The 25,568-nt window shown below is 70.8% G+C and carries 26 protein-coding genes; 7 read left to right on the forward strand and 19 right to left on the reverse strand.

Going from position 1 to position 25,568, the window contains the following annotated elements; translation table 11 throughout:
• Positions 1 to 283: 283 nt before the first annotated feature.
• Together ACPZVR_RS22530 and ACPZVR_RS22535 are read right to left on the reverse strand one after the other, a co-directional pair.
• Complete coding sequence (locus ACPZVR_RS22530; RefSeq protein WP_436701930.1) at positions 284 to 709, reverse strand: tautomerase family protein; 426 nt, start codon at positions 707 to 709, stop codon at positions 284 to 286.
• A 38-nt stretch (positions 710 to 747) separates the two neighbouring features.
• Entirely contained in the window at positions 748 to 1,893 is a 1,146-nt protein-coding gene (locus ACPZVR_RS22535) for a zinc-dependent alcohol dehydrogenase (protein WP_436701931.1), read from the reverse strand.
• 105 nt (positions 1,894 to 1,998) lie between these two features.
• On the opposite strand from ACPZVR_RS22535, the gene ACPZVR_RS22540 reads away from it, so the two are divergent.
• A complete protein-coding gene (locus tag ACPZVR_RS22540; RefSeq protein WP_436701932.1) occupies positions 1,999 to 2,544 on the forward strand; it encodes a TetR/AcrR family transcriptional regulator in 546 nt (181 codons plus the stop codon).
• Positions 2,545 to 2,583: 39 nt separating this feature from the next.
• Here ACPZVR_RS22540 and ACPZVR_RS22545 read toward each other — a convergent pair whose 3' ends face one another.
• The 10 genes from ACPZVR_RS22545 to ACPZVR_RS22590 form a co-directional block, all read right to left on the reverse strand.
• Complete coding sequence (locus ACPZVR_RS22545; RefSeq protein WP_436701933.1) at positions 2,584 to 3,210, reverse strand: NAD(P)-dependent oxidoreductase; 627 nt, start codon at positions 3,208 to 3,210, stop codon at positions 2,584 to 2,586.
• Positions 3,211 to 3,342: 132 nt separating this feature from the next.
• Positions 3,343 to 3,942, reverse strand: coding sequence for a TetR/AcrR family transcriptional regulator (locus ACPZVR_RS22550; RefSeq protein WP_436701934.1), 600 nt, complete (start codon positions 3,940 to 3,942; stop codon positions 3,343 to 3,345).
• 54 nt (positions 3,943 to 3,996) lie between these two features.
• The gene (locus ACPZVR_RS22555; RefSeq protein ID WP_436701935.1) at positions 3,997 to 4,542 is read right to left on the reverse strand and encodes a DUF6069 family protein; all 546 of its coding nucleotides are present in this window, start codon (positions 4,540 to 4,542) and stop codon (positions 3,997 to 3,999) included.
• Positions 4,543 to 4,581: 39 nt separating this feature from the next.
• Positions 4,582 to 5,226, reverse strand: a complete 645-nt coding sequence (locus ACPZVR_RS22560) for an NAD(P)-dependent oxidoreductase (RefSeq protein WP_436701936.1) — start codon at positions 5,224 to 5,226, stop codon at positions 4,582 to 4,584.
• A 35-nt stretch (positions 5,227 to 5,261) separates the two neighbouring features.
• Positions 5,262 to 6,845 carry a DHA2 family efflux MFS transporter permease subunit gene (locus tag ACPZVR_RS22565; RefSeq protein ID WP_436701937.1) on the reverse strand — a complete coding sequence of 528 codons (1,584 nt, stop codon included), beginning with the start codon at positions 6,843 to 6,845 and terminating at the stop codon, positions 5,262 to 5,264.
• A 76-nt stretch (positions 6,846 to 6,921) separates the two neighbouring features.
• Positions 6,922 to 7,860 carry an SDR family NAD(P)-dependent oxidoreductase gene (locus ACPZVR_RS22570; RefSeq protein WP_436701938.1) on the reverse strand — a complete coding sequence of 313 codons (939 nt, stop codon included), beginning with the start codon at positions 7,858 to 7,860 and terminating at the stop codon, positions 6,922 to 6,924.
• 25 nt (positions 7,861 to 7,885) lie between these two features.
• Entirely contained in the window at positions 7,886 to 8,425 is a 540-nt protein-coding gene (locus tag ACPZVR_RS22575; protein WP_436701939.1) for a DUF2269 family protein, read from the reverse strand.
• On the reverse strand, positions 8,422 to 10,803 hold the full coding sequence (locus tag ACPZVR_RS22580; RefSeq protein WP_436701940.1) for an MMPL family transporter: 2,382 nt from the start codon (positions 10,801 to 10,803) through the stop codon (positions 8,422 to 8,424). Before ACPZVR_RS22580 ends, ACPZVR_RS22575 begins: the two co-directional genes overlap by 4 nt.
• A gap of 68 nt (positions 10,804 to 10,871) precedes the next feature.
• Complete coding sequence (locus ACPZVR_RS22585; protein WP_436701941.1) at positions 10,872 to 11,420, reverse strand: TetR/AcrR family transcriptional regulator; 549 nt, start codon at positions 11,418 to 11,420, stop codon at positions 10,872 to 10,874.
• Between the two features lie 253 nt (positions 11,421 to 11,673).
• The gene (locus tag ACPZVR_RS22590) at positions 11,674 to 14,244 is read right to left on the reverse strand and encodes a replicative DNA helicase (protein WP_436702008.1); all 2,571 of its coding nucleotides are present in this window, start codon (positions 14,242 to 14,244) and stop codon (positions 11,674 to 11,676) included.
• 643 nt (positions 14,245 to 14,887) lie between these two features.
• Between ACPZVR_RS22590 and ACPZVR_RS22595 the strand changes: the two genes are divergently transcribed.
• Positions 14,888 to 16,237: an MATE family efflux transporter gene (locus tag ACPZVR_RS22595; RefSeq protein ID WP_436701942.1), complete on the forward strand. Its 1,350-nt coding sequence runs from the start codon at positions 14,888 to 14,890 to the stop codon at positions 16,235 to 16,237.
• Positions 16,234 to 16,809: a hypothetical protein gene (locus tag ACPZVR_RS22600; RefSeq protein ID WP_436701943.1), complete on the forward strand. Its 576-nt coding sequence runs from the start codon at positions 16,234 to 16,236 to the stop codon at positions 16,807 to 16,809. Before ACPZVR_RS22595 ends, ACPZVR_RS22600 begins: the two co-directional genes overlap by 4 nt.
• Here ACPZVR_RS22600 and ACPZVR_RS22605 read toward each other — a convergent pair.
• Positions 16,806 to 17,273, reverse strand: coding sequence for an Lrp/AsnC family transcriptional regulator (locus tag ACPZVR_RS22605; protein WP_436701944.1), 468 nt, complete (start codon positions 17,271 to 17,273; stop codon positions 16,806 to 16,808). The genes ACPZVR_RS22600 and ACPZVR_RS22605 overlap by 4 nt on opposite strands.
• Before the next feature lie 170 nt (positions 17,274 to 17,443).
• Here ACPZVR_RS22605 and ACPZVR_RS22610 point away from each other — a divergent pair, with 170 nt between their 5' ends.
• The 4 genes from ACPZVR_RS22610 to lpdA are packed head-to-tail and all read left to right on the forward strand — an operon-like array spanning position 17,444 to position 22,333.
• Complete coding sequence (locus ACPZVR_RS22610; protein WP_436701945.1) at positions 17,444 to 18,559, forward strand: thiamine pyrophosphate-dependent enzyme; 1,116 nt, start codon at positions 17,444 to 17,446, stop codon at positions 18,557 to 18,559.
• Positions 18,556 to 19,527: an alpha-ketoacid dehydrogenase subunit beta gene (locus ACPZVR_RS22615; RefSeq protein WP_436701946.1), complete on the forward strand. Its 972-nt coding sequence runs from the start codon at positions 18,556 to 18,558 to the stop codon at positions 19,525 to 19,527. The genes ACPZVR_RS22610 and ACPZVR_RS22615 overlap by 4 nt, the downstream gene beginning before the upstream one ends.
• A 44-nt stretch (positions 19,528 to 19,571) precedes the next feature.
• Positions 19,572 to 20,939 (forward strand): dihydrolipoamide acetyltransferase family protein, encoded by a 1,368-nt coding sequence (locus ACPZVR_RS22620; RefSeq protein WP_436701947.1) that lies wholly within the window; start codon positions 19,572 to 19,574, stop codon positions 20,937 to 20,939.
• The gene (gene lpdA, locus ACPZVR_RS22625; RefSeq protein WP_436701948.1) at positions 20,939 to 22,333 is read left to right on the forward strand and encodes a dihydrolipoyl dehydrogenase; all 1,395 of its coding nucleotides are present in this window, start codon (positions 20,939 to 20,941) and stop codon (positions 22,331 to 22,333) included. The genes ACPZVR_RS22620 and lpdA overlap by 1 nt, the downstream gene beginning before the upstream one ends.
• 99 nt (positions 22,334 to 22,432) lie before the next feature.
• On the opposite strand, the gene ACPZVR_RS22630 is transcribed toward lpdA, so the two are convergent.
• From ACPZVR_RS22630 to ACPZVR_RS22655, 6 genes are all read right to left on the reverse strand, one after another.
• The gene (locus ACPZVR_RS22630; RefSeq protein WP_436701949.1) at positions 22,433 to 23,065 is read right to left on the reverse strand and encodes a hypothetical protein; all 633 of its coding nucleotides are present in this window, start codon (positions 23,063 to 23,065) and stop codon (positions 22,433 to 22,435) included.
• Positions 23,066 to 23,162: 97 nt separating this feature from the next.
• Positions 23,163 to 23,609 carry a 50S ribosomal protein L9 gene (gene rplI / locus ACPZVR_RS22635; protein ID WP_282402018.1) on the reverse strand — a complete coding sequence of 149 codons (447 nt, stop codon included), beginning with the start codon at positions 23,607 to 23,609 and terminating at the stop codon, positions 23,163 to 23,165.
• A gap of 28 nt (positions 23,610 to 23,637) precedes the next feature.
• Positions 23,638 to 23,874, reverse strand: a complete 237-nt coding sequence (gene rpsR / locus ACPZVR_RS22640) for a 30S ribosomal protein S18 (protein ID WP_136436555.1) — start codon at positions 23,872 to 23,874, stop codon at positions 23,638 to 23,640.
• A 71-nt stretch (positions 23,875 to 23,945) separates the two neighbouring features.
• Positions 23,946 to 24,521: a single-stranded DNA-binding protein gene (locus ACPZVR_RS22645; RefSeq protein ID WP_436701950.1), complete on the reverse strand. Its 576-nt coding sequence runs from the start codon at positions 24,519 to 24,521 to the stop codon at positions 23,946 to 23,948.
• A gap of 123 nt (positions 24,522 to 24,644) precedes the next feature.
• Entirely contained in the window at positions 24,645 to 24,932 is a 288-nt protein-coding gene (rpsF, locus tag ACPZVR_RS22650) for a 30S ribosomal protein S6 (protein ID WP_056897082.1), read from the reverse strand.
• A 120-nt stretch (positions 24,933 to 25,052) separates the two neighbouring features.
• Positions 25,053 to 25,508, reverse strand: a complete 456-nt coding sequence (locus ACPZVR_RS22655; protein ID WP_436701951.1) for a hypothetical protein — start codon at positions 25,506 to 25,508, stop codon at positions 25,053 to 25,055.
• Between the last annotated feature and the right edge of the window lie 60 nt (positions 25,509 to 25,568).

Here is a 25,568-nt window from a genome sequence, read left to right on the forward strand (position 1 = left end):
GGTGGCCGCGTCTTCGTCCGACGTACACGCCGGTGACGATCTCGGCGACCGCGCTACACCACTATCGGGGACTCAACCACTTCGCGCGCTCAGATAGTCGACCGAGCTTGTAGATCTTGACCGTGACAGCGAGTTGTCACGATTCCCTGCATCTCGACAGCTGGTGTCGAGATGCAGCGAAGATTGCCGACCGCCCTGCGAGGAACCTTGACGATTTCGTTGTGGAGGCTTCGGTCGGTCAAACAAGCCCGGTTGGCCGATCGTTCGAGCTCGGCGGCGCACGTCAGTCGAGAGGCGTGCTCGCGAGCTTGACGAGGTCGGCGTAGCGGAAGATCTGGCCGCCAGCGCCCCAGGTGCCGTCTGTCTGCTCGTGGATGAGGACCCAGACGCGTAGAGCGTGGTCGGCAGTGAGTCCGGCGGCGGCAAGGACCTGGGCGGTGACGTCAGACACCAGTCCCGCCTTGCGTTTGTCGTCCAGGGCGCCGGCGGGGACGGTGACGTCGACCCGGAACCGCGGGTCGGCATCGGTTGCGGTGACCTGGGCGCCGGCGGGCAGCTGGTGCAGGTAGGACCAGGCGAGGGAGCGGAAGAACTCGGTGTCGGGGGCACCTTCCCACTTGAGCAGTGTGGCGGCCAGGTCGGCCTGGATGGTCGCCGCCCCGTCGGCGGTGAGCGCGCCTTCGGGCGCGGTGAGTTGGATCTGTGGCATGTCGGTCTCCGGTTCTCGTGGGGGTAGATGTCGTGGGGTCAGGCGAGGTCGAGCGGTGGGCGGTGGAGGACGAGCTTGGTGGTTCTGGCGAGGTAGGCGTCGGGCGCGTCGTCCCAGTCGGCGAGGGTGGTGGTGACCTTCTCGGCGGCGAAGCCGGTGCGGGCGACGAAGTCGAGGACGTCGGGCAGCACGGGGCGCACATGCGAGACGCCGACGTGCAGGGTGGCGCTGGTGGCGTACATGTCCATCACCGGGAGGGCGGTGTTGGTGCCCAAGTAGTAGCCGGTTCCGGTGCACACGCCGCCGGGGGCCAGCGCTCGGAGTGCCGCGCGGAGCCCGGGTCCCTTGGACGAGGCCTCGACGACGATGTCGTAGCGGCCGGCTCGGTCCTTGAGCCAGGCACCGCGTCGTGGCTTGTCCAGCTGCTCGGCGGTGGCGCCGAGGGACTCGGCGATCTCGAGTCGTACGTCGCGGTCGTCGACGTAGTCGACCTGTGCTGCGCCGTGGGCGACCGCGAGTCCGGCGGCGTACAGGCCGATGCTCTGCCCACCCCCACCGATGACCAGCACCCGTGCGTCGGGACGGGAGGCGAGGTGCGGCACGACCGAACGCCACGCGTCGGAGAGGTTGTCACTGGCGGCGGCCACCCGCAGCGGGTCCAGTCCGGCGGGCAACGGCACGAGCATGTGGTCGGCGTGCGGGATCCGCAGAACGTCGGCGACCATGCCGCCCCATGGTCCTGAGGCGGGGCCGAAGCCGAAGGCTGCGAGGGTCTGGCCGGGTGAGGTGGTCACGGTTGTCGTGCACTTGGCGGTCAGTCCGCGGCGGCACGCGTTGCATTGGCCGCAGGAGACGGCCCACGGCACGGCGACGATGTCGCCCACGGTGAGTTGGGCGACCTCCGGGCCGACGGCGGCAACCTGCCCGATGGCCTCGTGACCGATCCCGAACGGACCTTGGAACGGCACGTCGCCGACGATGGAGGCGACGACCGGGTCGATCAGGCCGAGCCGGAGTCCCGCCTGCATCGGCCGGGACACTGCGCGGTGCAACGGCAGGGTGTCTCCGTCGCAGCGGCTGGCTATGAATGGTCGCACCAGGGCGTCGGTCGGCGTGATCAGCTCCGGGTCGGGGCGGTCGCTCCACCTCAATGCTCCGGGTCCGACGTAGGTCAGCTCGCGCACTGTGTCCTCCTCAGCAGGTACTTCCCCATCCGATATGCTATGTCGCAGAACATAGTAAAGGGAAGGGGTACTGCCGTGGGAGCTCGCACGGACACCCGTCAGCGAATGATCACCAGCGCTGCGCTGCTGCTGCGCGAGCGGGGCGTGGCGGGTACGACGGTCGCGGGCGTGCTGGAACACAGCGGCAGTCCGCGGGGGTCGGTCGGCTTCCACTTCCCCGGCGGGCGCAGTGAGCTGCTGAGGGACGCCTTGGGTTGGGTTGCCGCACTGGTCGGCGACCAACTCCGCGCCGGCGTCGAGGCAGGCGCTGAGCCGCTGGAGCTGTTCGGGGGCATCTGCGAGCACTACCGCCGCCAGCTCGAGACCACCGACTACGCAGCGGGCTGCCCGGTGTGGGCTGTTGCCCAGGAGTCCTACGCCGATCCCGACCTGGGCCCGGTCGTGGCCGAGGTGGTCGACGACTGGGTCCAGCAGCTTGCCCGCGCTCTCGTCGCGGTCGGCCATGACGAGGACCGTGCGCGGGACGTGGCCATGCTGTGCGTCGCGAGCCTCGAGGGCGCGATCACGATGTGCCGCCTGACGCGGTCGACGCGACCCATCGACCTCACGCTCGACGCGATGGCCCCCCACCTCTCGACGGCGACCGCCTGAAACAGGCCGGGGTCCAGCGCGCTGGACCCCGGGTGGTTCCTAGTCGCTGATGACGGCGTCGCGGTGGATCCAGGCGGGGGTGTGGGCGGCCTGGTGGAGGAAGTGGGCGACGTCCTCGCGGGCGATGGTGGGAGCCCCGTTCATCTCGAGTCGGTCGTCGACGCGGTAGGTGCCCCTGGCGGGCCGGTTGGTGAGGGTGGTGGGGTAGACGATGGTCCAGTCCAGGGAACTGGCGCGGATCGTCATCTCGGACTTCTTCTTGTCGGCGTAGATGTTGCGGAGGAACGAGCTGTACATCGCCTTCTGTGCCGGGCTGGCCGAGCGGTAGGTGTCGGCGACCCCGAACGAGGAGAGCCAGACCAAGCGTCGGACGCCGGCCTGGTCGGCGGCCGTGACAGTGGCCCCCGCGGCCGTGCTGAAGAGGCCGTCGGCGCGGACTGACTTTCCGCGCCCGAGAGCCGAGATGACGGCGTCCTGGCCGGCCATCGCCGCGGCGACGTCGGCAGCAGAAGTGGCATCGCCCGTCAGGACGGTGACGCGGTCGGCCAGGTCGGCCAGCGCCTCAGGGCGCCTGGCGAGAACGGTGACGGCGTCACCGGCGGTGAGGGCGTGGTCGATCACGTGGCGTCCGGTGGGCCCGGTGGCGCCCAGGATGAGCAGCTTCATGCGAGGTCCTCAAAGGGGGAGGCGAGCGAGAGTGCCAGCAAACACGAAACGGACATGTGTCCGCTTCGAGGAAGCGTACCGGACACGTGTCCGTTTACCAACGTCTCGGGGACCTGCCAAGGACCGGGATTCTCAGGGGCGCTGATCGGTATCAGGCCGGAGGCCGGCGACTACGAGGTCCATCAGCTTCTCGGCCCGTGCTTCGCGGGCCGTGGGGTCGGGCTCGCCGGCCAGTTGCCAGATGCCGGCGATGGCAAGGAGGAAGTCGTCGCGGGTGATGTCGGGCCGGATGGCGCCCGCGTCCCGGTTGGCGTCGAGCAGGGTGGTGATGGTGTCGGCGACGAGGGCGTAGCCGGGTTGCACGGGGGCATCGGTGGCGTTGATGGTGGTGTTCATGGCGCGGCCGAGGTCGGACTTGGTGGTGGCGAACCGGGCAAGCTGGCTCAGCCACTCCCGCAGGGCTTTCGCGGGCGGATGCCGGTCGAGCAGGTCCGTGGCGGCGGTGACGAGTCGTTCGACCTCGTGGTGGTAGACCGCCCAGAGGAGGGCATCGCGATCGGGGAAATTGCGGTAGAAGGTGCCCTGGCCGACGCCGGCTCGTTTGGCGATCGCGTTCAGCGCGACCTGAGGATCACGGGCGAGCTCCGCGGCCGCGACCTCGAGGACCCGCTCTCGGTTGCGCTGAGCGTCTGCTCGCCGGGGCCCAGCGGAGGGGGCCGGCTCGGTCGACATCTGCTGTGTTCTCCCTCGATCGGGCCAAGTGGACGTGTGTCCGGTTTGGCAATGCTATGTGGGCCCGCCTGTCGGGTCAGGCCTACAGGGCGCGCGGCGGGTATCGGTGTGGGCGTCGCTGTGGGCGTCGTGCTGAGTGAGGGGGAGAAGGCGTGCGAAGGTGAGGACCGCGGCGACCGTGACGATGACGTGCATCACCATGAGCGCGACCACCGCTCCCCAGGAGACACCGGTTCGGTCGGAGAGTCCGAGGAGCACGTCGGGGATCCAGCTGAGGATCAGGACGGTCGGCACCAGCCACCGCAAGGTCGCCGTCGGGCGGCGGGTACGCCGGATCAACAACCAGCCGACCAGGCCGGCAACGACACCAACGACGGTGAACGCGCTGTAGGAGCCGACGGTCAGGGGCTGGAAGTCTTCCGACGCGCCCGCAGCGAGCGCCGTTTGGGCCACGACGGTGTTGCCAAGCACAGAGGCGACGACCGCGACCACCGCCGCTACCACCACAGTGACCACCGTGGCGGGGACTGTGCGGCGCGCCCTGGCCTGGCTGGCGGGTTCGGCGGTTGTTCGGTCGGTGGGTTCGCGACTGTCGTTCACGGGCTCGCTCTCCTTCCGTTGGCTCTCTGCGGCGGCGGTTCAGGATGCCTGGACCGAGGTGAGCAGCATCTGCTTGCCGTAGGTGTCGGGATTCTCGAGCATGTCGAGGATGGCGGCGGCGACGTCGGCGCGCATGGTGCGTGGCGAGCCGGGCATCTTGGTTCCGGACGCTGCGTCGACGATGGTCGGGTTGGGGGTGCGTGCGCCGTTGAACAGTGGCCCCGGGTGGACGGTGGTCCAGTCGAGCCCGCTGTCGGTCAGCAGCGATTCGCCGGCGTCGTGGTCGACGAAGTTGCCCTTGAGAAAGGTGCTGGCACCGAAGCGGTAGGGGTAGCGGGTGTTGGCGATGGTGGCTCCTACGCCGAGTGCGGAGAGCACCACGATGCGCTTCACGCCGGCGTTGCGCGCTGCCTGGATGACGGCGGGGATGGCGAAGGCGAGCAGCGGCTTGTTGCGGTCACGGACCTTGGGGCCGAGCGTGACCACGACGGCGTCACAGCCCTCCAGGGCAGTGATGAGGCTGTCGACGTCGTCAAGTTGGCCCGAGACCACGCTCACGCCAGGGGCGCGGGTGACGGCGTCGGGTCGGCGCGCGTAGGCGACGACGCTGTGGCCGGCGGCCAGGGCCTGGTTCAGGACTTCGCTGCCGGTCTTGCCGGTGGCTCCGAGGAGGGCGATGCGCATGCTGAGGTTTCCTTTCCGGATCGTGTCTTGATGGCTCAGAGGGCTGCGGCCGCCGCTGCGGACGGGTCGGCCGGTTCGGCCGTCTCGGGGCGTCCGCCCCAGTGCCGAGGCAGGGCCATGGCGGGGATGAGGATCGCAGCGGTGAGCCCGAACGCGACCCAGAAGGCGAACCCGAAGGAGTCGGCGAGCAGGGGCCCGATGACGGCCATGGCGTCGGCGGGGATGGAGCTGAGCTGGTCCGCACCGCCGGCTCCGCTGCCCTGGATGCCTTGGTCGCTCATCAGGCCGGTCAGGTGGCTGGTGAGGGCGGTGACCAGGAGCGCGCCGCCGAGGGAGCCGCCGATCTGTTGGATGGCCGAGATCGTCGGCGCGGCTCGGGAGACCTTGTCCTTGGGCAGCTTGGCGTAGGCCGAGGAGATCGTCGGCATCATCACCGCGCCCAGGCCCATGCCGCGCACGAACAGGGCGATGCTCAGCCAGACATACGAGGTGTCGTCGGTGATCTGGGTGAACGGGTAGGTCCCGACCAGAGCGATGAGGACGCCGACGGGAACGACGTACCCCGCGCCGATGCGGTCGGTGAGCCGGCCGCCGATGATCATCGCGACGATCGCACCGAGGCCCTGGGGAGCGAGGAGGAGGCCGGCGTTGAGGGCTCCTTCCCCGCGGACGGTCTGGTAGTACAACGGCAGCAGGAGCATGCCGCCGAACAGGCCGACGGCGACGAGGAACACCGCAACCGAGCCGCTGGAGAAGAGGCGGTTGGCGAAGAGGCGGACGTCGATGATCGACGCGGTGCCGCGGGTCAGGCTGTGTCCGGCGTAGAGGACGAGGCCGACACCACCGCCGATGAGCCACCCGTAGACGTCCGGGTCGCCGAAGCCGCCGTGGGAGCTGGCCTGAGAGAGCCCGTAGAGGAGGGCGGCGAAGCTGCCCGAGAGCAGCGCCAGGCCGCGGAGGTCGAGTCGTCCGGCGTCGGTCAGCCCGTCGGCGGCGGGGAGCTTCCAGACCGCAAGTGCGATGGCGAGCGCGCCGACGGGGAGGTTGACGATGAAGATCCAGTGCCAGCTGGTGTACTCGACGAGGAAGCCGCCGAGCATGGGTCCGAAGACGGGGCCGAGGAGCATGGGGACGCCGAGGATCGCCATGGCGCGGCCCATCCGGTGGGGGCCGGCGGCGCGGACGATCATCGCCTGCCCGGCAGGGAGCAGCATGCCGCCGCCGAGGCCCTGGAGGATGCGGAACCCGACGAGGCTCTCGATGTTCCAGGCGGTGGCGCACAGTGCGGAGCCGAGGACGAACAGGGTCAGGGCGGTGATCCAGGTGGGTTTGGTGCCGAATCTGTCCATGGCCCAGCCGGTGATGGGGATGACCATCGCGACAGCGAGCATGTAGCCGGTGACGACCCATTGAGTGGTGGACAGGGTGGCGTCGAGCTCGGTGCTGAGGGAGTCGAGGGCGACGTTCACGATCGTGGTGTCGAGGACGACCATGATCATGCCGGCCACGATCACCAGACCGGTGACGATGACGCTGCGGTCGAGCTTGTCGGACTGGCCAGCGCTGGCAGACGCAGCGGACTCGGTGGATGGGGCTGCTGGTTCAGGGGTGGTGCTCATGGGTGGCTCCTGCTGGTGCGAGCGATGGGTGCCGAGGATCGAGAAAGGGCAGTGGCGGTCAGGTGGTGAGGCGGCGCTACGAGGGGGTGAGGGCGGGGAGGCCGACCATGGCGGCGCTCTGGGTCCAGAGGTCGTCTCGGAGCTGGTCGTCGAGGGCGAGCTCACCGGGTTTTGGGTAGGTGACCTCGCCCTTGAGGACCGAGACGTAGACGTGGCCCTCGGGCGGTGTGAGTGCGCCGGTGGTGAGTTGGGCGAGGACCTCGCCAGCCCGTTCGGGGGTGCCCATGTTGTACTCGGGCTTGAACCGGCCCACGATCTTGAAGATCGGGAACACCACGGCCCGCATGATCCGCTCCTGGGTGGGGCTGGACTCGCCGCCGAGGTTGGTGCCGCCGGTGAAGCCGGGGTTGAACGCGTAGACCTCGATGTCGCGCTCACGGACTCTGGGCTGCTCGGCCAGCGAACGTGCGGTGAGCAGGTTGCACAGCTTGGAAGCGGTGTAGGCCCGCATCCCGAAGCCGGGCTTCGCGGGGTGGGCCAGGTCCTGGATGTCGATGCTCTTCGGGGCGAGGAATGTCACCTTGCGGTCGTGGGTGTCGCTCGTGGTCAGGATGACCCGCGCATCGTCAGCCAGGTAGGGCGCGAGCAGGCGGGCGAGGAGGTAGTGGGCCAGATGATTGACCGCGAAGCAGGTCTCGTATCCGTCGGCGGTGGTGGTGTCGGTGCGTTCGACCTGCATCCCGGCGTTGAGGACGAGGGTGTCGATCGGCGTGCCGTCGAGCCGTGCGATGACGGCGGCAGCGAACTTTCGGACCGCGTCAAGGGAGGTGAGGTCCAGGGCGAGGGTTTCGACGCCTGCTGGCACGGTGCGGCCGGTGCCGCGGGCACCGACGATCACCGTCGTGGTCGGTTCGGCCGCGATGTGCTCGAGTGCGCGGGCGCCGATGCCGGACGTGGCGCCGGTCATCACCACGACGCGGGTGCCGGCGGGGATCGGGGGCTGTTGGATGGTCATCGGGTTTCCTTGGGGTTGAGTAGCTCTAGGCAGTCGCGGAGCGGAGCGGGGTGGTGGCGCCGTTCTGGTGTCGGCGTCCGCGGCGGGTCAGGCCGCGGGGCTTGTAGATGTTGAGGACGAGCGGGATGGCAACGAGCAGCAGCCCGGCGATCGTGTTCGGCAGGTCGGCTCGTTCGGTGGCGGGATCGGTCGCGAGGTTGGTGGCCGGGTCGGCTGCTGCGGCGGCGAGGTCGGCGACCTCGGTGGACATGTGCACGAACAGCAGCGCGACGGCCAGGGTGGTGAGCCAAAGACTGGTCGCGACCCAGCGGTGGCGCAGTAGACCCCAGCGGGTCACCAGGCCCATCACGATCCCGGTGATGAGGCTGGTGACCGCCATCGGTGCGATGACGTACTGCAGGACCGGCTCGAGGAGCTGGTAGGCGCCGCGGGCCTGGGCTGCGTCGTTACTGGTCAGCGCCACGACGTTGATTGCGAGGTAGGTCAGGATCGCGCCGACCCAGCCCACCGATGCGGTCACGTGGACAGTGAGCAGCAGCTTGCGCAGCCCAGGCCCGGCGGTCATGACGGTCGACCCGCAGTCACGGCGTCCTCGTCGTCCACCGCACCGGTGGAGCTGCCGGTGGAGGTGCCGGTGTAGTGGTCGGCCAGGTGGGGTCGGTCGAGGCTCTCACCCTCGACGTCGATGTTGGGCAGGAGCCGGTCCAGCCACGTCGGCAGCCACCAGGCCTTGTCGCCCATCAGGTACATCAGTGCCGGGATGAGGCACATCCGGATCACGAAGGCGTCGAGGAACACCGCGACGGCGAGCGCGAAGCCCATGGACTGCAGGATCGGCTCGGGCATGAACATGAATCCGCCGAAGACCGAGATCATGATCAGCGCGGCCGCGGTGACGACGCGGGCGCTGTTGCGGAACCCGTCGACCACGGCCTCGCGGGCCGAGGCGCCGTGGACGTAGGCCTCCCGGATGCGCGTGACGAGGAAGACCTGGTAGTCCATCGCGAGGCCGAAGACCAGCCCGATCAGGAAGATCGGGATGAAGCTGATGATGGGTTGGCCGTCGAAGAGCCCGAAGGTGCCTTCCTGGAACACCGCGACGGTCGCGCCGAGGGTGGCCATGACCGAGAGCAGGAAGCCGAGCGTGGCGGTCAGCGGGACCAGGATGGAGCGGAAGACCAGCATCAGGATCAGGAACGCCAGCCCGATGACCACCCCGAGGTAGAGCGGCAGCGCGTCGGCAAGTCGCTGGGACACGTCGGTCTGGATGGCGGTCAGGCCGGTGATGCCGATGGTGGCGCCGGTGGCTTCCTCGATCTCGTCGGTGGTGTTGCGCAGGTCGTCGAGGAGGTCCTCGGTGGCGGTGTCGTCGGGCCCGTGGGTGGGGGTGATGAGCATGAGGGCGCCGGTGCCGTCCTCGTTCATTCCGCCGAGCTGGGCGTTGGTGACGCCGTCGTGGCCGTTCGCCCAGGCCACGATCTGCTGGTAGGCCGCGGGGCGCTGGTCGGCGGGGATGTCGCGGCCGTCGATGACGGTCAGCATGGGCGCGAGACGGCCTTCGCCGAAGGCGTCGTTGACCAGGTCGGCGGCCTTGCGCTGGGTGGTGTCGGTCGGTGCGGTGGAGTCCGAGGGGAAGGCCAGGTGCATGTTCGAGGCGGGGATGGCCAGCGCGCCGAGGGCGACCACGACGACGGCGGCGAAGGCCCAGGGGGCGCGGCCGACTAGGCGGGCCCAGCGGACGCCGTTGTTGAGGACCTTGCCCGACTCGTCACGCTGGGGGGTGTAGCGGCGGAACCGGCCGGCGAAGGCCTTGGACTTCAAGATCCCCAGCACGGCGGGCACTAGGGTCAGTGCGACCAGGACAGCGATGATGACGGTCGCGGCGGCGCCCCAGCCCATCGCTGCCAGGAACGGGATGCCGGTCAGGGACAGCGCGGCGAGCGCGATGACGACGGTCAGGCCGGCGAATACCACCGCGGAGCCGGCGGTGCCCACGGCGATGCCGACCGCGTGCTCGCGGTCCTCGGTGTGATCCAGTTCGGTGCGGTAGCGGGCCAGGATGAACAAGGCGTAGTCGATCCCGACCCCGAGGCCGATCATGGTGGCCAGCAGCGGGGTGCTGGAGTCGAGCTCGACGAACGCGGTCATCGCGGTGATGCCGGTGACCCCCAGCCCCACCCCGAGGCCCGCGGTCAGGACCGGCAGGCCGGCGGCGACCAGGGAGCCGAAGGTGAACGCGAGGACGATCAGGGCGATGCCGACGCCCGCCAGCTCGGCGACCGGCAGACCTTCGTCCCCGCCGGGGCCGGCCTCCATGCCGGAGCCGGTGACCTCGACCTGGAGACCGTCGCCGCGGGCCTCGTCGATGGCGTCGAGGACCGCTTCCCGGGTCTCGGGCTCGACGTCGGTGACGGTCTTGACGTCGAAGGCGAAGTCGATCGTGCCGACCCGCCCGTCCGCGGACAGCGGCGCGACGGCGGCCACGTTCTTCTCAGCGGCAGCGCGGGCAGCATCCACGTCCCCGCCGGACTGCTCGGCCTGCTCCACCGCCATGCCGACGATCTGCTCCTCCATCGAGGCTGCTTCCTCGACCGGTCCGACCGGACCGTCCCGGGGCATCTGCGGGACCGTCTTGAGGTCCTCCAGCAGCGTCGCGACCCGTCCGGCGTACGGCTCGTCGGCCAGCTTCTCGCCCTCGGGGGCGGCGACCACGATCGACACCGAGGCCTCGTCGATCGCGCTGCCCGAGCCGGGGAACAGCTCCTGCTGCAGGTCGGTCGCCTTCTCCGAGGGGATCCCCGGGATGGAGAACTGGTCGGTCATCGGCTGCGACATCGTCGCCGCCACAGCACCGACACCGGCCAGGGCCAGCAGCCAGGCCACCAGCACCAGTGGCCATCGTCGGTAGGCGGTCTTGCCGAGTCGGTAGAGCAGGGAAGCCATCAGGAGTCTCCAGGTGTCAGGGGATCGAAGGTCAGGTCAAGGACGAGATCGGGGCAGCAGCGGGCGGTTCAGTCGAAGAGGCCGGCGATGCCGTCGAAGGCCCTCAGGTAGTAGTCGGCGAGGGTGGTCGTCGGGTCAGCGACGAACGCCGCGAGGGCCACGTCGAAGAGCGAGAGGGTCACGGTGGCGACCGCCTGTGCGCGGAACTCGTCGAAGGACTCGCCCTCGCGCTCCAAGATCGCCTCGGCGAAGAAGGCCGCGAGGGTGGCGAACTTGTCATGCAGTGTGTTGTTCAGGCGGGAGTCGGAGGCGATCAGCCGCCGTACTCGCTCGGCCTCGGCCGGGTCGAGGCCCTTGCGGTCGAGCACTGCCGCGACGGTGGCCTTGAGGTCGTCAGCAAGACGCCCGGTCGGGCCCCCTGCCTTGAACTCGACGAGGTTGGCCGGGTCGGGTCCGGGCGGTGACCCGAGAACAGCATCGTGCTTGCCAGAGACGTAGTTGAACAACGTGCGCCGCGACACTCCAGCGCGCTCGGCGAGGTCGTCCATGGTGAAGCCGTCCAGGCCCCGCTCCTCGGCCAGGTCCTGGGCGCAGCGCGTGATTCGTTGCGCGGTCATGCGGCGGTTCAGCGACGTTGCACTCTCTGGCATAAGTGCAAGTGTTGCACGAATCAGAAAAAGTGCAAACCCCGCTCGATGACGACGACGCAAGGGTCGCTGCAGTTCAGACACCGCCCGCGTGCAGATGCAGGCCGCACGCCGGTCGTCGAGGAGGCGTCGCCCTTGTAGCGGCCAATCTCTACCGGGCCAGTAGATCTTGACCGTGACAGCCAGTTGTCAAGATTCGCTGCATCTCGACAGCTGGACCCGCTCAGTGCGCCATGTCGACGAACCGGCTGTAGTGACCCTGGAAGGCGACGACGATGTCGCGGGTCGCGCCGTTACGGTGCTTGGCGACGATCAGGTCGGCCTCGCCGGGGCGGGTCGACTCCTTCTCGTAGACGTCGTCACGGTGGAGCAGGATCACCATGTCGGCGTCCTGCTCGATCGAGTTGTGCAGGGCGATGCCCTCGGCGACGAAGTTGTGGACGCCGAGCACGGTGGCGTCGTAGACGGGCTGCTCACCGATCGCTTCGATGGACTTGATGCTGTCCCAGTAGACGTCGTTGGTGGCGAGCACCTCGAGGTCAGCGTGGTCGAGGACGGCGGCCACCTTGCCGAGGCGCTGGCGGCTCGGGGCGTGCTTCCACATCGTGGATCCGCAGAACTGCGTGCCCATGGCGGCGGCGAACGCGCGGTGGGTCATGCCCTGATCGCTGAGGATCGACCGGACGTCGTCCCAGACCTCGACAGGCACCGTGTCGGCGTTCGTGTTGGGGGCGACGTCGCGGATCAGCTCGCCGATCCGTGTCGCGGTCTCGCCGCGGGCGCCGTGCACGCCGATCTCGTCGACGAACCGCAGTTGGTTCTCGACGCCGTAGATGTGCAGTTGGTAGCCGTCGCGGTAGCCGTTCTTACGCACGGTCTTGACGCGGGTGAAGATGTTGTGGCGGCCGAGCAACCGGGCCAGATCGTCGACCAGGCGCCGGCTCGTCGACGCGTAGTAGATCCGCCCGAGAGCACGCCTCTCATCCCAGTGGACGCACCCGTCGGTGGCCCAGATGTGACGCAGGAACAGCCCGACCTGCTCCTTGGGGAGCGCGAAGACCCAGTCGGGGACGAACTTCTCGTGGCTGCGCAATCCGAACAGACCGTCGACGTCGAGCCACTCCGCGATGGGGTTGCGACGACCACGCCCGAGTCGGAAGGGGGCAGGCAGACGCAGGGTGGTCACCCGCGCCGCGGCGTACTCGTCACGGATCGCCGTGATGCCGAAGCGACGTGCGGCGGCGTCGGCGACGATGGCGAGATTGGCCTCGTCCTGACTCGCGTACCTGATCGGCTGGCGCCTGACGAACGAGCCGTCACCCAGCAGGTGCGCGAGCAGGACAATCTCGTCGTCGTCTCGCGGCACGATCTCCAGTGGCGGCGGGACGTGCCGGATGGCACCGACCCGGCTGCCGACCTCGAGCTCGGCCAGCGGCATCCAGCCGTCGTACGTCAGGAAGGGGTGGTTGCCTGTGGCCTTCACCCGCCGGCCGGACGCGAGAGTCACCTCGAACACCGGCTTCGTCCCGCTCGGGAACGCGTGGGTGAGGGTGCGGGGCACCAGCTTGAGGCGGTCGTCGAGCGCCCAGACGGGAATGTCGCGGACGCCACCCTCCATCAGCTCGCCGAGCGTGATCTCGGCGTTGGTGTCGGCGCGCAGCAGGCGGGTGTCGGCCGTCAGGCAGCCCGACTCGCGAAGGTCCGACATCGCCGGACGCTTGTCGGCGCGCTGCTCGGGACCACGGTTGAGCTGCGAGAGGGCGATGATCGGGATCTCGAGCTCCTTGGCGAGCAGCTTCATCTGCCGGGAGAACTCGGAGACCTCGAGCTGGCGGGACTCGACCTTCTTGCCGGACGACATCAGCTGGAGGTAGTCGATGACCATCAGCTTGAGGTCGTGCTTCTGCTTGAGCCGGCGCGCCTTGGCGCGGATCTCGGTCATCGTCATGTTGGGCGAGTCGTCGACGAACATCGGCGCGGCCGAGACCTTCGCGACGTGGCGGGCCAGGCGGTCCCACTCCTCGGTGCCCATCTTGCCGTTGCGGATGTGGTTGAGCGGGATCCGGGCCTCGGCGGAGAGCAGGCGCATCACGATCTCGGCGCGCGTCATCTCCAGGCTGAAGAAGGCGCTGGTCAGGTTGTGCCCGACAGACGCGGCGCGGCAGAAGTCGAGAGCCAGCGTCGATTTGCCCATGGCGGGGCGCGCCGCGACGACGATCATCTGGCCGGAGTGCAGGCCGTTGGTGAGCTCATCGAGGTCGGCGAACCCGGTGGGGACGCCGTAGATGCCGGCCTCACGGTTCTCGATCGCCTCGATCTCGTCGAGGACGCCGTCCATGATGTCGCTGAGCGGGGCGTAGTCCTCGGACTTGTTGCGGTCGGTGACCTTGTAGATCTCGGACTGGGCCTCGTTGACGATGCCCTCGACCTCGCCCTCGCCGGCGTAGCTGATCTGGACGATCTTGGTGCCGGCGTTGACCAGGCGACGCAGGATCGCCTTCTCGTAGACGATCTCGGCGTAGAAGCCGGCGTTGGCGGCGATCGGGACGTTGGCCGCGAGGGTGTGGAGGTACGGCGCGCCGCCGATCTTCTGCAGCTGCCCGCGCCGCTGCAGCTCGCCGGCGACGGTCACCATGTCGGCGGGCTCGCCGCGGCTGTAGAGGTCGAGGATCGCCTCGTGGATCTCCTCGTGGGCGGGCCGGTAGTAGTCGGCCCCGCGGAGCACCTCGACCACGTCGGCGATGGCGTCCTTGGAGATCATCATCGCGCCGAGCACGGACTGCTCGGCGGCCATGTCCTGCGGCGGGGTGCGGCCGCCGCTGGGCGCCTCGCCGGGCGCGTACGGCGCCGGGCCGTCGCCCCAGCCGTCGGAGGGCTCGGCGGTCCAGGCGGGCGGGTCGTCCGTGAGGCTCACGGTCCTCCCACCTCCTGATCTCGTCCGTCCACGTCGGTCCCGTCCGTGCCGGCCGGGCCCGGTCTCGATTGTCCGGTCCGGCCCTCGGGGCGGCCCACCCGGGGTCGTGCGGTGACCAGCGTCGCGACCGGGTCCGACACAATGCCCGAGCGGGCCCGCACGGCCCGACCGCGCAGGCCACCGATGCGGCAACCTACGGGCCGGACAGGCGCGCCGAAAGGGCCTTATCCACAAGGGTTGGGGATAACTGGGGACAGGGCGTGGACGACACGCGGAGATGGTGTGCACGGGGTGGGGAGGAACCTGTGGAGGCGAAGGGGTCAGTGAGACCGAAAGCGGGGCTGACCTGCGCAAACGGCGATCCACGCCTGTGGATGGCAAAAATCCGCGATGTGATCCCGTTCACCTTCCGGCCATCGGCCGGTCGGATGGCGTCTGCTGCGGCAGCCGCCCCCGTACCACACGGAGCACCCTCATTTCCACAGGGGCACCCGACTTATCCACCGGTGGCGGAGAGCCCGTGGTGAGCTCCCCGCGGGCCCTCGACCGCGAGATCGCCCGCCTCGCGTTCCCGGCCTTCCTGGCGCTGGTCGCCGAGCCCCTCTTCCTGCTCGGCGACGCCGTCGTCGTCGGGCACCTCGGCACCCCGGAGCTGGCCGGCCTCGGCATCGCGGGCACGGTCGTGACCACGGTCGTCGGCCTGTGCATCTTCCTGGCCTACGGCACCACGGCGAGCGTCGCCCGCCAGATCGGCGCGGGCCACCGCGACGCCGCCCTCGCCCAGGGGCTCGACGGGCTGTGGCTCGCGGTCCTCATCGGCCTGCCCGCGACCGTGGTCACCGCGCTGGCCGCCGACCCGCTCGTCGCCGTGTTCGGGGCCTCCCCCGACGTGGTCGAGCCCGCCACGACGTACCTCCGCGTCGCCGCCCTCGGCCTCGTCCCCCTCCTGCTCATCCTCGCCGGCACCGGCGTGCTGCGCGGCCTGCAGGACACCCGCACCCCGCTCGTCGTCGCCGTGGCGGGCAATGTCGCCAACCTCGTCCTCAATGTCATCCTCGTGTACGGCGCCGGGCCGGTGCCGGGGCTCGGGATCGCCGGGTCCGCGCTCGGCTCGGTGCTCGCGCAGACCGCGATGGCGGTCGCCCTGGTCGTCACCGTCGTGCGGGCGGCGCGCCGCGAGGGCGCGACCCTGCGACCGCACCTGCCCGGGGTGCGGGCGGCGGCCCGGGCCGGCGTGCCCCTCCTGGTGCGGACCCTGACCCTGCGGGCCTCCCTCCTCGTGACGACGTACGCCGTCGTGCTGGCCGCGTCCGCCGACCCCGGCCTCGACAGCACCGCGGTCCCGGTCGCCACCCATCAGCTGGCGATGACCCTGTGGGGGTTCCTCGCCTTCGTGCTGGACGCGATCGCGATCGCCGCGCAGGCGATCACCGGCCGCTACCTGGGCGCCGGCGACGTGGCCGGCGCCCGGGAGGTGACCAGGCGCATGGTGGGCTGGGGCGTGGTCAGCGGCATCGCGACCGGTGTGCTGCTCGCGGCGGCGAGTCCGTGGCTCGGCACGCTGTTCACCCCCGACGAGGGCGTCCGGGACGCCCTCGTCCCGGTCCTGCTGGTCGCCGCCCTGGCCCAGCCGATCGCCGGCGTCGTGTTCGTGCTCGACGGCGTCCTCATCGGTGCCGGCGACGGCCGCTACCTGGCCTGGGCGGGCGTGATCGTGCTGGCGGGCTACGCTCCGGTCGTGCTGCTGACGAGTGAGCTGGGCGCCGGACTGCCCTGGCTGTGGGTCGTCTTCTCCACGGTGTTCATGGGCGGCCGGCTGGTCACCCTGCTGCGCCGTGCGCGGGGGGACGCCTGGCTGGTGGCCGGCGGGTGAAGCCGCTCCAGGCGGTCGGGCTGGGCCTGGTCCTGCTCGCGCTCGGGCCCGCCGATGCGGAGCCCGGCACCTTCGACCCGCTGCCCGACCCCTTCGGCTGGCTGCTCATCCTGATCGGCCTGCACGGGCTGAACGCCGTGCTCGACCCGCGGCGTCTGCCCACCCTCCGGTTCCTCGGCGGGCTCGCGCTGGTCATCTCGGTCGCGCTGGTCGTGCCGGCGGTGGCCCGCTGGGTCGACACCGAGCCGGCGCTGGGCTGGGCGGCCGACGTCCCCCGATTCGGCTTCTTCGCGCTGCTGTGCCACCAGCTCAGCCAGGCGGCGCTGCGGGCGCGCAGCACCGGCGCCGCGAGCGTGTTCGGCATGGCCGCGCTGACCCTGCTGTTCGTGCTGGCCGCGCCGCCCCTGGCCTTCGGCGCGGAATGGACCGGCGTCGGCCCGGCGGGCGAGGTGGCCGCGCAGGCCGTCCAGCTCGCCCTCGTGGTCCTCTGCTTCGTGGTCGCCGGCCGCGCCTGGGCCGGCGCGCCGCCCGCGCCGGACCCGGCCGGCTCCGCGAGCGACGCGTCGTCCTAGCCTGTCCGACCGCTGCTGTCGGTGCTGCTGTCGGTGATCCGGGACCGGTCCCACGCCTTCATCACGATCAGGGTCTTCGTCGCGGCGACGATCCCGGTCCGCCGGATCGCGTTGACCACCTGCTGGAGATGGTCGACGTTGCGCACCCGGAACCGGACCATGCCGTCCGGGTCGCCCGCGATCGTGTAGTACTCCTGGACCTCGGGCACCTGGCGCGCGATCTCGTCGAACTCCTGCGTGTCCGTGCCGCTCGTCAGCGTCACCTCGGTGAAGGCGTCCAGGTCGCCGGCCTCGCCGTAGTCGACGACCGTGACGTAGCCCAGGATCACGCCGGAGGCCTCCAGCCGCTCGATCCGGCGCGCGACCGGTGCCGCCGAGAGACCCACCCGGCGCGCGATCTCGCTGACCGGGAGCCGGGCGTTGTGCCGGAGCAGGTCCAGGATCTGCCGGTCGATCTCGTCCATCGTCGATCCTCTCGCTGCGATACGAACATGCGCCTGACGCATGTTCGAAGGGTGTCAGCCCGCTCCAATATCGCGATGTCCAGCGAGACGAGCAAGTCCCACGCGTGATGATTGCGACCGCTTCCGCGGTGCGACCAGGCTGTCGGCGCCGGACGAACCAAGGAGGCACCGTGACCGACGAGCACGCCACCGACCAGCCGTGGTCGGCCCTCAGCAGCAGCGGCGTCCTGCGCGCCAGCGAGCGGGTACCCGGCGGCACGGACGCCCTGGACCTGCGCGCCGCCTACCGCGACATGGTGCTGGCCCGCCGCATCGACACCGAGGCGATCGCGCTGCAGCGCCAGGGCGAGCTCGGCCTCTGGCCGTCGATGCGCGGCCAGGAGGGCGCCCAGGTCGGTGCCGGCTCCGCCCTGCGCCCCCGCGACGTCGTCTTCCCGACCTACCGCGAGCACGCCGTGGCCTGGTGCTTCGGCGTCGACCCGGTCCAGCTGCTCGGCCTGTTCCGCGGTACGACGATGGGCGGCTGGGACCCGCGCGAGCGCAACTTCAACCTGTACACGCTGGTCATCGGCGCCCAGACCCTGCACGCCGTCGGGTACGCGATGGGGATCGTCCGCGACGGCGACGTCGCCACCGGCGACCCGGAGCGCGACCGCGCCGTCCTGGTCTTCCTCGGCGACGGCGCCCTCAGCGAGGGCGAGACCAACGAGGCCTTCGTCTGGGCCGCGGCCCAGAACCTGCCCGTGGTGTTCTTCTGCCAGAACAACCAGTGGGCGATCTCCGCGCCGTTCTCCGTCCAGAGCCGCGTGCCGGCCGCCGAGCGGGCCCGCGGCTTCGGGTTCCCCGGCGTGCGGGTCGACGGCAACGACGTCGTCGCCTGCCACGCCGCCACCCACGAGGCGCTCGCCCAGGCCCGCGCCGGCAACGGCCCCACCCTGATCGAGGCGGTCACCTACCGCAGCAACCCGCACACGACCTCGGACGACGACCTGCGCTACCGCAGCGCCGCGGAGAACGACGCCTGGGCCGCGCGCGACCCCCTCGAGCGACTCCGCCTCCTGCTCACCGCCCCCGGCGCGGCGTACCCGATGGACGAGGCCTTCCTCGCCGACCTCGCCGCCGAGGAGGAGCGGCTCGCCGAGCGGCTGCGGACCGGCTGCCGGGCGCTGCCGGTGCCCGCGCCGGGCGACCCCTTCCGGCACACGCTGAGCACCCTGCCCCCCGACCTCGCCCGGCAGCGGGACGAGCACCTGGCCTTCCTGGCCGCCGAGGAGGTGTCCGCATGAGCACCGCGATGGCGCACGCGCTCAACGCCGGCCTGCGCGACGCGATGGAGGCCGACGAGAAGGTGCTGCTGATCGGCGAGGACATCGGCGCCCTCGGCGGCGTCTTCCGGATCACCGACGGCCTGCTCAAGGACTTCGGCGAGGACCGGGTCGTCACCTCGCCCCTCGGCGAGGCCGGCATCGTCGGCAGCGCGATCGGCCTGGCGATGGCGGGCTACCGCCCGGTGTGCGAGATCCAGTTCGACGGCTTCGTCTTCCCGGCCATGAACCAGATCGTCACCCAGCTGGCCAAGTACCGGCACCGCTCCGAGGGACGGATCTCGCTGCCGGTCGTCATCCGGATCCCCGTCGGCGGCGGCATCGGCGCCATCGAGCACCACAGCGAGTCGCCCGAGGCGTACTTCGCCCACACCCCGGGCCTGCGGGTGCTGTGCCCGTCGACCTCCCAGGACGCCTACGACCTGCTCGGGCAGGCCATCCGCTCCGACGACCCGGTGGTCTTCCTGGAGCCGAAGCGCTCCTACTGGTCCAAGACCGACCTCGACCGGTCGGCGCCCGCCGTCGACATGGAGCGAGCCCGGGTCGTGCGTCCCGGCGCCGACCTCACCCTCGTGACCTACGGCGCCCTGGTGCCGATCGCGCTGCGGGCCGCCACGACACTGGCCGGCGAGGACCGCGACGTCGAGGTCATCGACCTGCGCTCGCTCTCGCCCCTCGACGACGCCACCGTCGTGGAGTCGGTACGCCGGACCGGCCGGCTGGTCATCGCCCACGAGGCCTCCCAGAGCGGCGGCATCGGCGGCGAGCTCGCCACCCGGGTGCAGGCCCAGGCCTTCTACGAGCTCGAGGCGCCGATCCTGCGGGTCACCGGCTACGACACGCCCTACCCGGCGAGCCGGCTCGAGGAGGACTGGCTGCCCAACCTCGACCGCATCCTCGACGCCTGCGACCGCAGCTTCACGTACTGACCGGCTGACCGGCACCCCGCCGGCCGTCCTCCCCAGGAGCCCCCGTGACCACCACCTCCACCGCCGCCGACCTGCGAACCTTCCTGCTGCCCGATGTCGGCGAGGGTCTGACCGAGGCCGACATCGTCGCCTGGCACGTGACGGTCGGCGACACCGTCACCGTCAACCAGGTCATCGTCGACATCGAGACCGCCAAGTCGGTCGTCGAGCTCCCGTCGCCGTACGCCGGGGAGGTGGTCGAGCTGATGGCGGCCGTCGGGGAGACGGTGCCGGTGGGCGCACCCATCATCGCGATCCGCGCCGAGGGCGCGGCGCCGGCGGCCGAGCCCACCCCCGTCGTCGATCCGCCCGCGGAGGAGGAGCCGCGCCTCCTCGTGGGCTACGGCGCCCGGGAGCCGGGGACCAGCCGACGCCGCCGCGGCACGCCCGCGCCAGCGACCGCCACGGCACCGACCGCCCCCGCCGCGCCCAGGCCCGCCGCCGGCGTACCCGCGCGGGAGCGGCCCCGCGCGAAGCCACCGGTCCGCAAGCTCGCGAAGGTCCTCGACGTCGACCTCGCCACCGTCGTGCCGACCGGCCCGGACGGCACCATCGTCCGGGCGGACGTCATGGCCGCCGCGCAGCAGCCCGGTGCCCACCTGGTCGGTGCCCACCTGGTCGGCGCCCACCCGGTCGGGGCGAACGCGGGCAGCGACGCCGGGACCACCGGCGAGACCCGCATCCCCATCAAGGGCGTGCGCAAGCACACCGCCGCCGCGATGGTCGCCTCCGCGTTCACCGCGCCCCACGTCACCGAGTTCGTCACCGTCGACGTGACCAGGACCCTCGAGCTGCGCGACAGCGTCCAGCGCCGCCGCGAGTTCCGCGACGTGAAGCTGACCCCGCTCGCCTTCGTGGCGCGCGCCTACCTGCGGGCCCTGCGCGCGGTGCCGATGGCCACCGCCCGCTGGGACGAGCAGGCGCAGGAGATCGTCGTCCCCGACGGCGTCAACCTCGGCATCGCCGCCGCCACCCCGCGGGGCCTGATGGTGCCGAACATCCGCGACGCCCACCGGCTCGGCCTGCTCGACCTGGCCGCGTCGATCAACGACCTCGCCGCCACCGCGCGGGCAGGCAAGACCCCGCCGGAGGCGATGACCGGGGGCCACACCACGATCACGAACGTCGGGGTCTTCGGCGTCGACACCGGCACCCCCATCCTCAACCCGGGCGAGACCACCATCCTGGCCGTCGGCGCGATCCGCCGGCAGCCCTGGGTGGTCGATGACGGCGCCGGGGAGCGGATCGAGCCCCGCTCGATCCTGCAGCTCGCGCTGTCCTTCGACCACCGGGTCCTCGACGGCGCGGAGGGCTCCCAGGTGCTCGCCGACACGGCCGCCCTCCTGGCCGAGCCCGGACTGGCGGTGCTGTGATGACGGCCCGGACCTTCGACGTCGTCGTCATCGGCGCCGGCCCCGGCGGCTACGTCGCCGCGATCCGCGCCGCCCAGCTGGGCCGCAGCGTCGCGGTGGTCGAGGAGCGGTACTGGGGCGGGGTGTGCCTCAACGTCGGCTGCATCCCCTCCAAGGCCCTGCTGCGCAACGCCGAGCTGGCCCACACCTTCCGCCACCACGCCGCGGCCTTCGGCATCGGCGGCGAGGCCACCTTCGACTACGACGTGGCCCATCGCCGCAGCCGCGACGTCGCCGAGGGGCGCGCCAAGGGCGTCCACTTCCTGATGCGCAAGAACGGCATCACCGAGATCGACGGTCGCGCGGTGTTCACCGGCCCGCACGAGCTCGAGGTCACCACCGCCGAGGGCACGGTGCCGATCACCTTCGGCCACGCCGTCATCGCGACAGGAGCGCGGGCCGCCGTACCTCCGGGCATCGAGCTGTCGGCGAATGTCGTCACCTACGAGCACCTGCTCCTCGAGCCCAGGCTGCCCCGCACCATCGCCGTCGTCGGCGCGGGTGCGATCGGCATGGAGCTCGGCTACGTCCTCGCGGGCTACGGCGTCGACGTCACCATCGTCGAGTACGCCGACCGGCCGCTGCCGGCCGAGGACGCCGATGTCTCGAAGGAGATGCTGCGGGCCTATCGCAAGCTCGGGGTGGAGATCCTCACCTCCACCCGCGTGGCCGCGGCGACCGACCACGGGGACGCGGTCACCGTGGCCCTGGAGAACGCGGGGGGTCGCACCGAGCGCACCGTCGATCTCGTCCTCGTCGCCACCGGCTTCCGCCCGAACAGCTCCGACCTCGGCCTCGCCGACGCCGGCGTGGACGTCGACGACCGCGGCGCCATCACCATCGACGACCGGATGCGGACCAGTCAGTCCCACATCCACGCCATCGGGGACGTGACGATGCGTCTGCAGCTGGCCCACGTCGCCGAGGCCATGGGCGTCGTCGCGGCCGAGACCATCGCCGGCGCCGTGACGATGGAGCTCGGCGACTATCGGATGATGCCCCGGGCCGTCTTCTGCCAGCCGCAGGTGGCCAGCTTCGGCCTCACCGAGGAGCAGGCGCGCGCCGAGCACGGCGAGGTGAAGGTCGCGAAGTTCCCGTTCTCCGCCAACGGCAAGGCCCACGGCCTCGGTGACCCGACCGGCTTCGTCAAGCTCATCGCCGACGCGGACGGCCTGCTGCTCGGCGGCCACCTGGTCGGCCCGGACGCGTCCGAGCTGCTGCCCGAGCTCACCCTGGCGCAGCGGTGGGACCTGGGCTCCTTCGAGCTGGCCCGCAACGTCCACGTCCACCCCACGCTCGGCGAGGCCCTGCAGGAGGCGTTTCACGGCCTCGAAGGCCACATGATCAACCTGTGAGCGGGGTCCTCGGGGAGCCGCACGCGCGCGTCGTACCGAACGAGCGGGTCGTGGATCGGGTGGATCCACGACCTGTTCGTCCGGTACGACGGGGAGAGCTCAGCCCTTGACCGCGACGAGGATCTTCTCGGCGAGCCCGACGGACTGGTTGAGCGGGTCGCCCTCGTACTGCACGCCGTCCTCGTAGTCGAGGTCGATCTGCAGCAGCACCGCGTCGGTGCAGGCCCGCAGCTCGCCCTCGAACTCCGGCGGGTTGCTCACCTTCCACCAGCCGCCGGTCGCGCCGGCGATGTCGGCGGCCGGCTCGACGATGCCGTCGTCGTCGGCCGGCTGCGGGCACCCGAAGGCGCCCTGGGTGAAGTCCTCGGGACCGGTCAGCTTCACGGTGACCTCGGCCAGGCCGGCCGACTCGAACGAGCAGTCGTCGCTCGTCCAGGCCAGACCGTTCTCGCTGGAGTCGTCACCGCCGACCTCGGGCGCCCCGAAGGGCATGCCGTACGCCTCGGCGAGGTCGTCGGCGCTCACCACGTCGCACGCGGCGGGCAGGGTCGAGGCGGGGGGAGCCGGCGCCGTCGGCGGCGAGCTCGGCGGGGCCTCGGTGGGCGAGGTCTCCTCGGTCGGGCTCGACGCGGCGGTGGGGGCGTCGTCCGCGTCCGGGTCGTCGTCGCCGCAGGCCGCCAGGACCGGGGTCAGCAGCAGGAGGGCAGCAGGCCAGAGCCGTCGTACACGCATCGGGGAAGCTCCTGGGTAGGGGAAGGAGGAGTCGGTCCAAAAGTAGCGGCGTGGCCGGCCCCGAAGGGACCGGCCACGCCGTGGTGCGTCGATCGGGTCAGGCCGGGATGACGTTGAGCGCCACCGCGGCGGACACGTCGTCGTGGAGCTTGACCGACACCGCGTGGTTGCCCAGCGACTTGATCGGGTTGCCGAGGACGATGGTCCGCTTGTCGATCGCCTCGCCGGCGGCGTCGCCGAGCGCGGCGGCGATGTCGGCGGGGGTGACCGCACCGAACAGGCGGCCGCCCTGGCCGGCCTTGACCTTGACGTCGACCGGCGAGCCCTCGAGCTTGGCCTTCAGCTCGGCGGCGTGGGCCTCGTCGCGCACGGCGCGGGCCGTGCGGGCCTTCTTGATCGAGTCGGCCTGCGCCTGGGCGCCCCGGGTCCACCGGATCGCGAAGCCGCGGGGGATGAGGTAGTTGCGGCCGTAGCCGTCCTTGACCTCCACCACGTCGCCAGCAGCGCCGAGGTTCTCGACCTCCTGGGTCAGGATGATCTTCATGAGTTCAGCTCTCCTTCTCTGACGCTGATCAGCGGCCGCTGGAGGTGTAGGGCAGCAGCGCGACCTCGCGGGCGTTCTTCACCGCGATCGCGACGTCCCGCTGGTGCTGGACGCAGTTGCCGGTCACCCGACGGGCGCGGATCTTGCCGCGGTCGGAGATGAACTTCTTCAGAAGGCCGGTGTCCTTGTAGTCGACACCGGTGGCCTTCTCCTTGCAGAACTGGCAAACCTTCTTCTTCGGCTTGCGGACGACTGCCTTCGCCATTGTGGTGCTCCTCCTCAGAGCCCGGCCGCGTCAGTCAACGACGGCCGGAATGGTTGGGTTGTGATGCTTGATCAGAACGGGGGCTCGTCGCTCGACGAGACGCCCGGCGCGGCCCACGGGTCGTTGGCCGGGGCGCCGCCCCCGTAGTTGGAACCGCCACCCTGCTGCTGGCCGCCACCGGCCGGGGCACCCCACGGGTCCTGACCCGCGGGACGTCCACCGCCCTGGTTGCCGCCACCCTGGTTGCCGCCCTGGCCGCCGTAGCCGCCGCCACCGCCGGAGCGGCTGGCGCGGGTGACCTTGGCGGTCGCCCACGTCAGCGACGGGCCGATCTCGTCGACCTGCAGCTCGTTGACGGTGCGTCGGTTGCCCTCGCGGTCGTCGTACGAGCGCGACACGAGCCGGCCCTGGACGACGACGCGCATGCCCTTCTGGAGGGACTCGGCGACGTTCTCGGCCACCTGGCGCCAGACCGAGCAGCGCAGGAACAGGGTCTCCCCGTCCTTCCACTCGTTGGTCTGGCGGTCGAAGGACCGCGGCGTGGACGCCACCGTGAAGTTGGCGACGGCCGCACCCGACGGGGTGAAGCGCAGCTCCGGGTCGTCGGTGAGGTTGCCGATGACGGTGATGACGGTGTCGCCAGCCATGGTGGTCTCCTGTGAGGTGGGTTCGAGTGGCCCGCCCGGGTCAGTCCCGGGCAACGGCCCCCATCGTGTCCCGTGGTGCCGACAAAGAACAGTCGCGTTCCACAGGAAGGGGGCCGGGCTGCCTCAGACGGTGGGTCGCAGGACCTTGGTCCGCAGGACGGACTCGTTGAGGGTCAGCTGACGGTCGAGCTCGTCGACGGTCGCCGGAGCGGCGGTCAGCTTGATGATCGCGTAGATGCCCTCGGCGTTCTTCTTGATCTCGTACGCCAGGCGACGCTTGCCCCACACGTCGACGTTGTCGACCGTGCCGCCGTCGTTGCGGACGACGTTCAGGTACTTGTCGAGCGACGGCTGGACCGTCCGCTCGTCGAGGCTCGGGTCGAGGATGACCACGACTTCGTAGTTGCGCAAAGCGGTCTCCACCTCCTCTGGACTCAGGCGGCCGCGGACTTTCCGCGGCAGGAGGGCCTTGCTTGCCCGCTGGTTCGGCCCAGCGGACGGTACGGCGCCTGTGGCACCGGACAGGAGAGGCTAACAGCGCGCGGGCGACCCCGCCGAATCGCGAGCCGCCCGGCGCAGCCACACGAGGGGAACGACGGCCAGACGCCCCAACGCGGTGGAGCCGCCGAGGATGAGCGCCCCCACGAAGAGCTCGTCGGGCGGACCGGTCCTCGAGTCGCCGACGGACGGATCGGCTCCGAACAGAATCCCCGGCACGACCAGGGAGAGCCAGCCGACGACACCCGCGCACAGCACGTGGACCCACTGGGACCGGATCTCTCGGCACGCGAAGTGGACGAGCGGGACGCCGATGCAGGCGAACGGGATCGAGAAGATCCCCACCGCATAGAGCGTCACGATCGTTTCGGACCAGCCGGGCCCCTCGGCCCTGGGCATGTGTAGCCAGGGCAGCAGGCCGAGCGTGAACGCCAGCACGCTCACGAGCCAGGCGACCAGGTATCCACCGACGCCGGGCGTGGTGACCATGGCTCCTCCTTGGTTTTGAGCGTTCGCTCAAAACATGGCACGGATTGAGCGAACGCTCAA

The sequence above is a fragment of the Nocardioides segetis genome (genome assembly GCF_051390595.1).
Taxonomy (GTDB): Bacteria; Actinomycetota; Actinomycetes; order Propionibacteriales; family Nocardioidaceae; genus Nocardioides.

What these genes read in the sequence shown, in the direction of transcription:
- ACPZVR_RS22530 (WP_436701930.1), bottom strand. Translation starts at nt 709, where the DNA reads ATGCCACAGATCCAACTCACCGCGCCCGAAGGCGCGCTCACCGCCGAC.
- ACPZVR_RS22540 (WP_436701932.1), top strand. Translation starts at nt 1,999, where the DNA reads ATGATCACCAGCGCTGCGCTGCTGCTGCGCGAGCGGGGCGTGGCGGGT.
- ACPZVR_RS22545 (WP_436701933.1), bottom strand. Translation starts at nt 3,210, where the DNA reads ATGAAGCTGCTCATCCTGGGCGCCACCGGGCCCACCGGACGCCACGTG.
- ACPZVR_RS22550 (WP_436701934.1), bottom strand. Translation starts at nt 3,942, where the DNA reads ATGTCGACCGAGCCGGCCCCCTCCGCTGGGCCCCGGCGAGCAGACGCT.
- ACPZVR_RS22560 (WP_436701936.1), bottom strand. Translation starts at nt 5,226, where the DNA reads ATGCGCATCGCCCTCCTCGGAGCCACCGGCAAGACCGGCAGCGAAGTC.
- ACPZVR_RS22565 (WP_436701937.1), bottom strand. Translation starts at nt 6,845, where the DNA reads ATGAGCACCACCCCTGAACCAGCAGCCCCATCCACCGAGTCCGCTGCG.
- ACPZVR_RS22570 (WP_436701938.1), bottom strand. Translation starts at nt 7,860, where the DNA reads ATGACCATCCAACAGCCCCCGATCCCCGCCGGCACCCGCGTCGTGGTG.
- ACPZVR_RS22575 (WP_436701939.1), bottom strand. Translation starts at nt 8,425, where the DNA reads ATGACCGCCGGGCCTGGGCTGCGCAAGCTGCTGCTCACTGTCCACGTG.
- ACPZVR_RS22580 (WP_436701940.1), bottom strand. Translation starts at nt 10,803, where the DNA reads ATGGCTTCCCTGCTCTACCGACTCGGCAAGACCGCCTACCGACGATGG.
- ACPZVR_RS22585 (WP_436701941.1), bottom strand. Translation starts at nt 11,420, where the DNA reads ATGACCGCGCAACGAATCACGCGCTGCGCCCAGGACCTGGCCGAGGAG.
- ACPZVR_RS22590 (WP_436702008.1), bottom strand. Translation starts at nt 14,244, where the DNA reads ATGGCCGCCGAGCAGTCCGTGCTCGGCGCGATGATGATCTCCAAGGAC.
- ACPZVR_RS22605 (WP_436701944.1), bottom strand. Translation starts at nt 17,273, where the DNA reads ATGGACGAGATCGACCGGCAGATCCTGGACCTGCTCCGGCACAACGCC.
- ACPZVR_RS22615 (WP_436701946.1), top strand. Translation starts at nt 18,556, where the DNA reads ATGAGCACCGCGATGGCGCACGCGCTCAACGCCGGCCTGCGCGACGCG.
- lpdA (WP_436701948.1), top strand. Translation starts at nt 20,939, where the DNA reads ATGACGGCCCGGACCTTCGACGTCGTCGTCATCGGCGCCGGCCCCGGC.
- ACPZVR_RS22630 (WP_436701949.1), bottom strand. Translation starts at nt 23,065, where the DNA reads ATGCGTGTACGACGGCTCTGGCCTGCTGCCCTCCTGCTGCTGACCCCG.
- rplI (WP_282402018.1), bottom strand. Translation starts at nt 23,609, where the DNA reads ATGAAGATCATCCTGACCCAGGAGGTCGAGAACCTCGGCGCTGCTGGC.
- rpsR (WP_136436555.1), bottom strand. Translation starts at nt 23,874, where the DNA reads ATGGCGAAGGCAGTCGTCCGCAAGCCGAAGAAGAAGGTTTGCCAGTTC.
- ACPZVR_RS22645 (WP_436701950.1), bottom strand. Translation starts at nt 24,521, where the DNA reads ATGGCTGGCGACACCGTCATCACCGTCATCGGCAACCTCACCGACGAC.
- ACPZVR_RS22655 (WP_436701951.1), bottom strand. Translation starts at nt 25,508, where the DNA reads ATGGTCACCACGCCCGGCGTCGGTGGATACCTGGTCGCCTGGCTCGTG.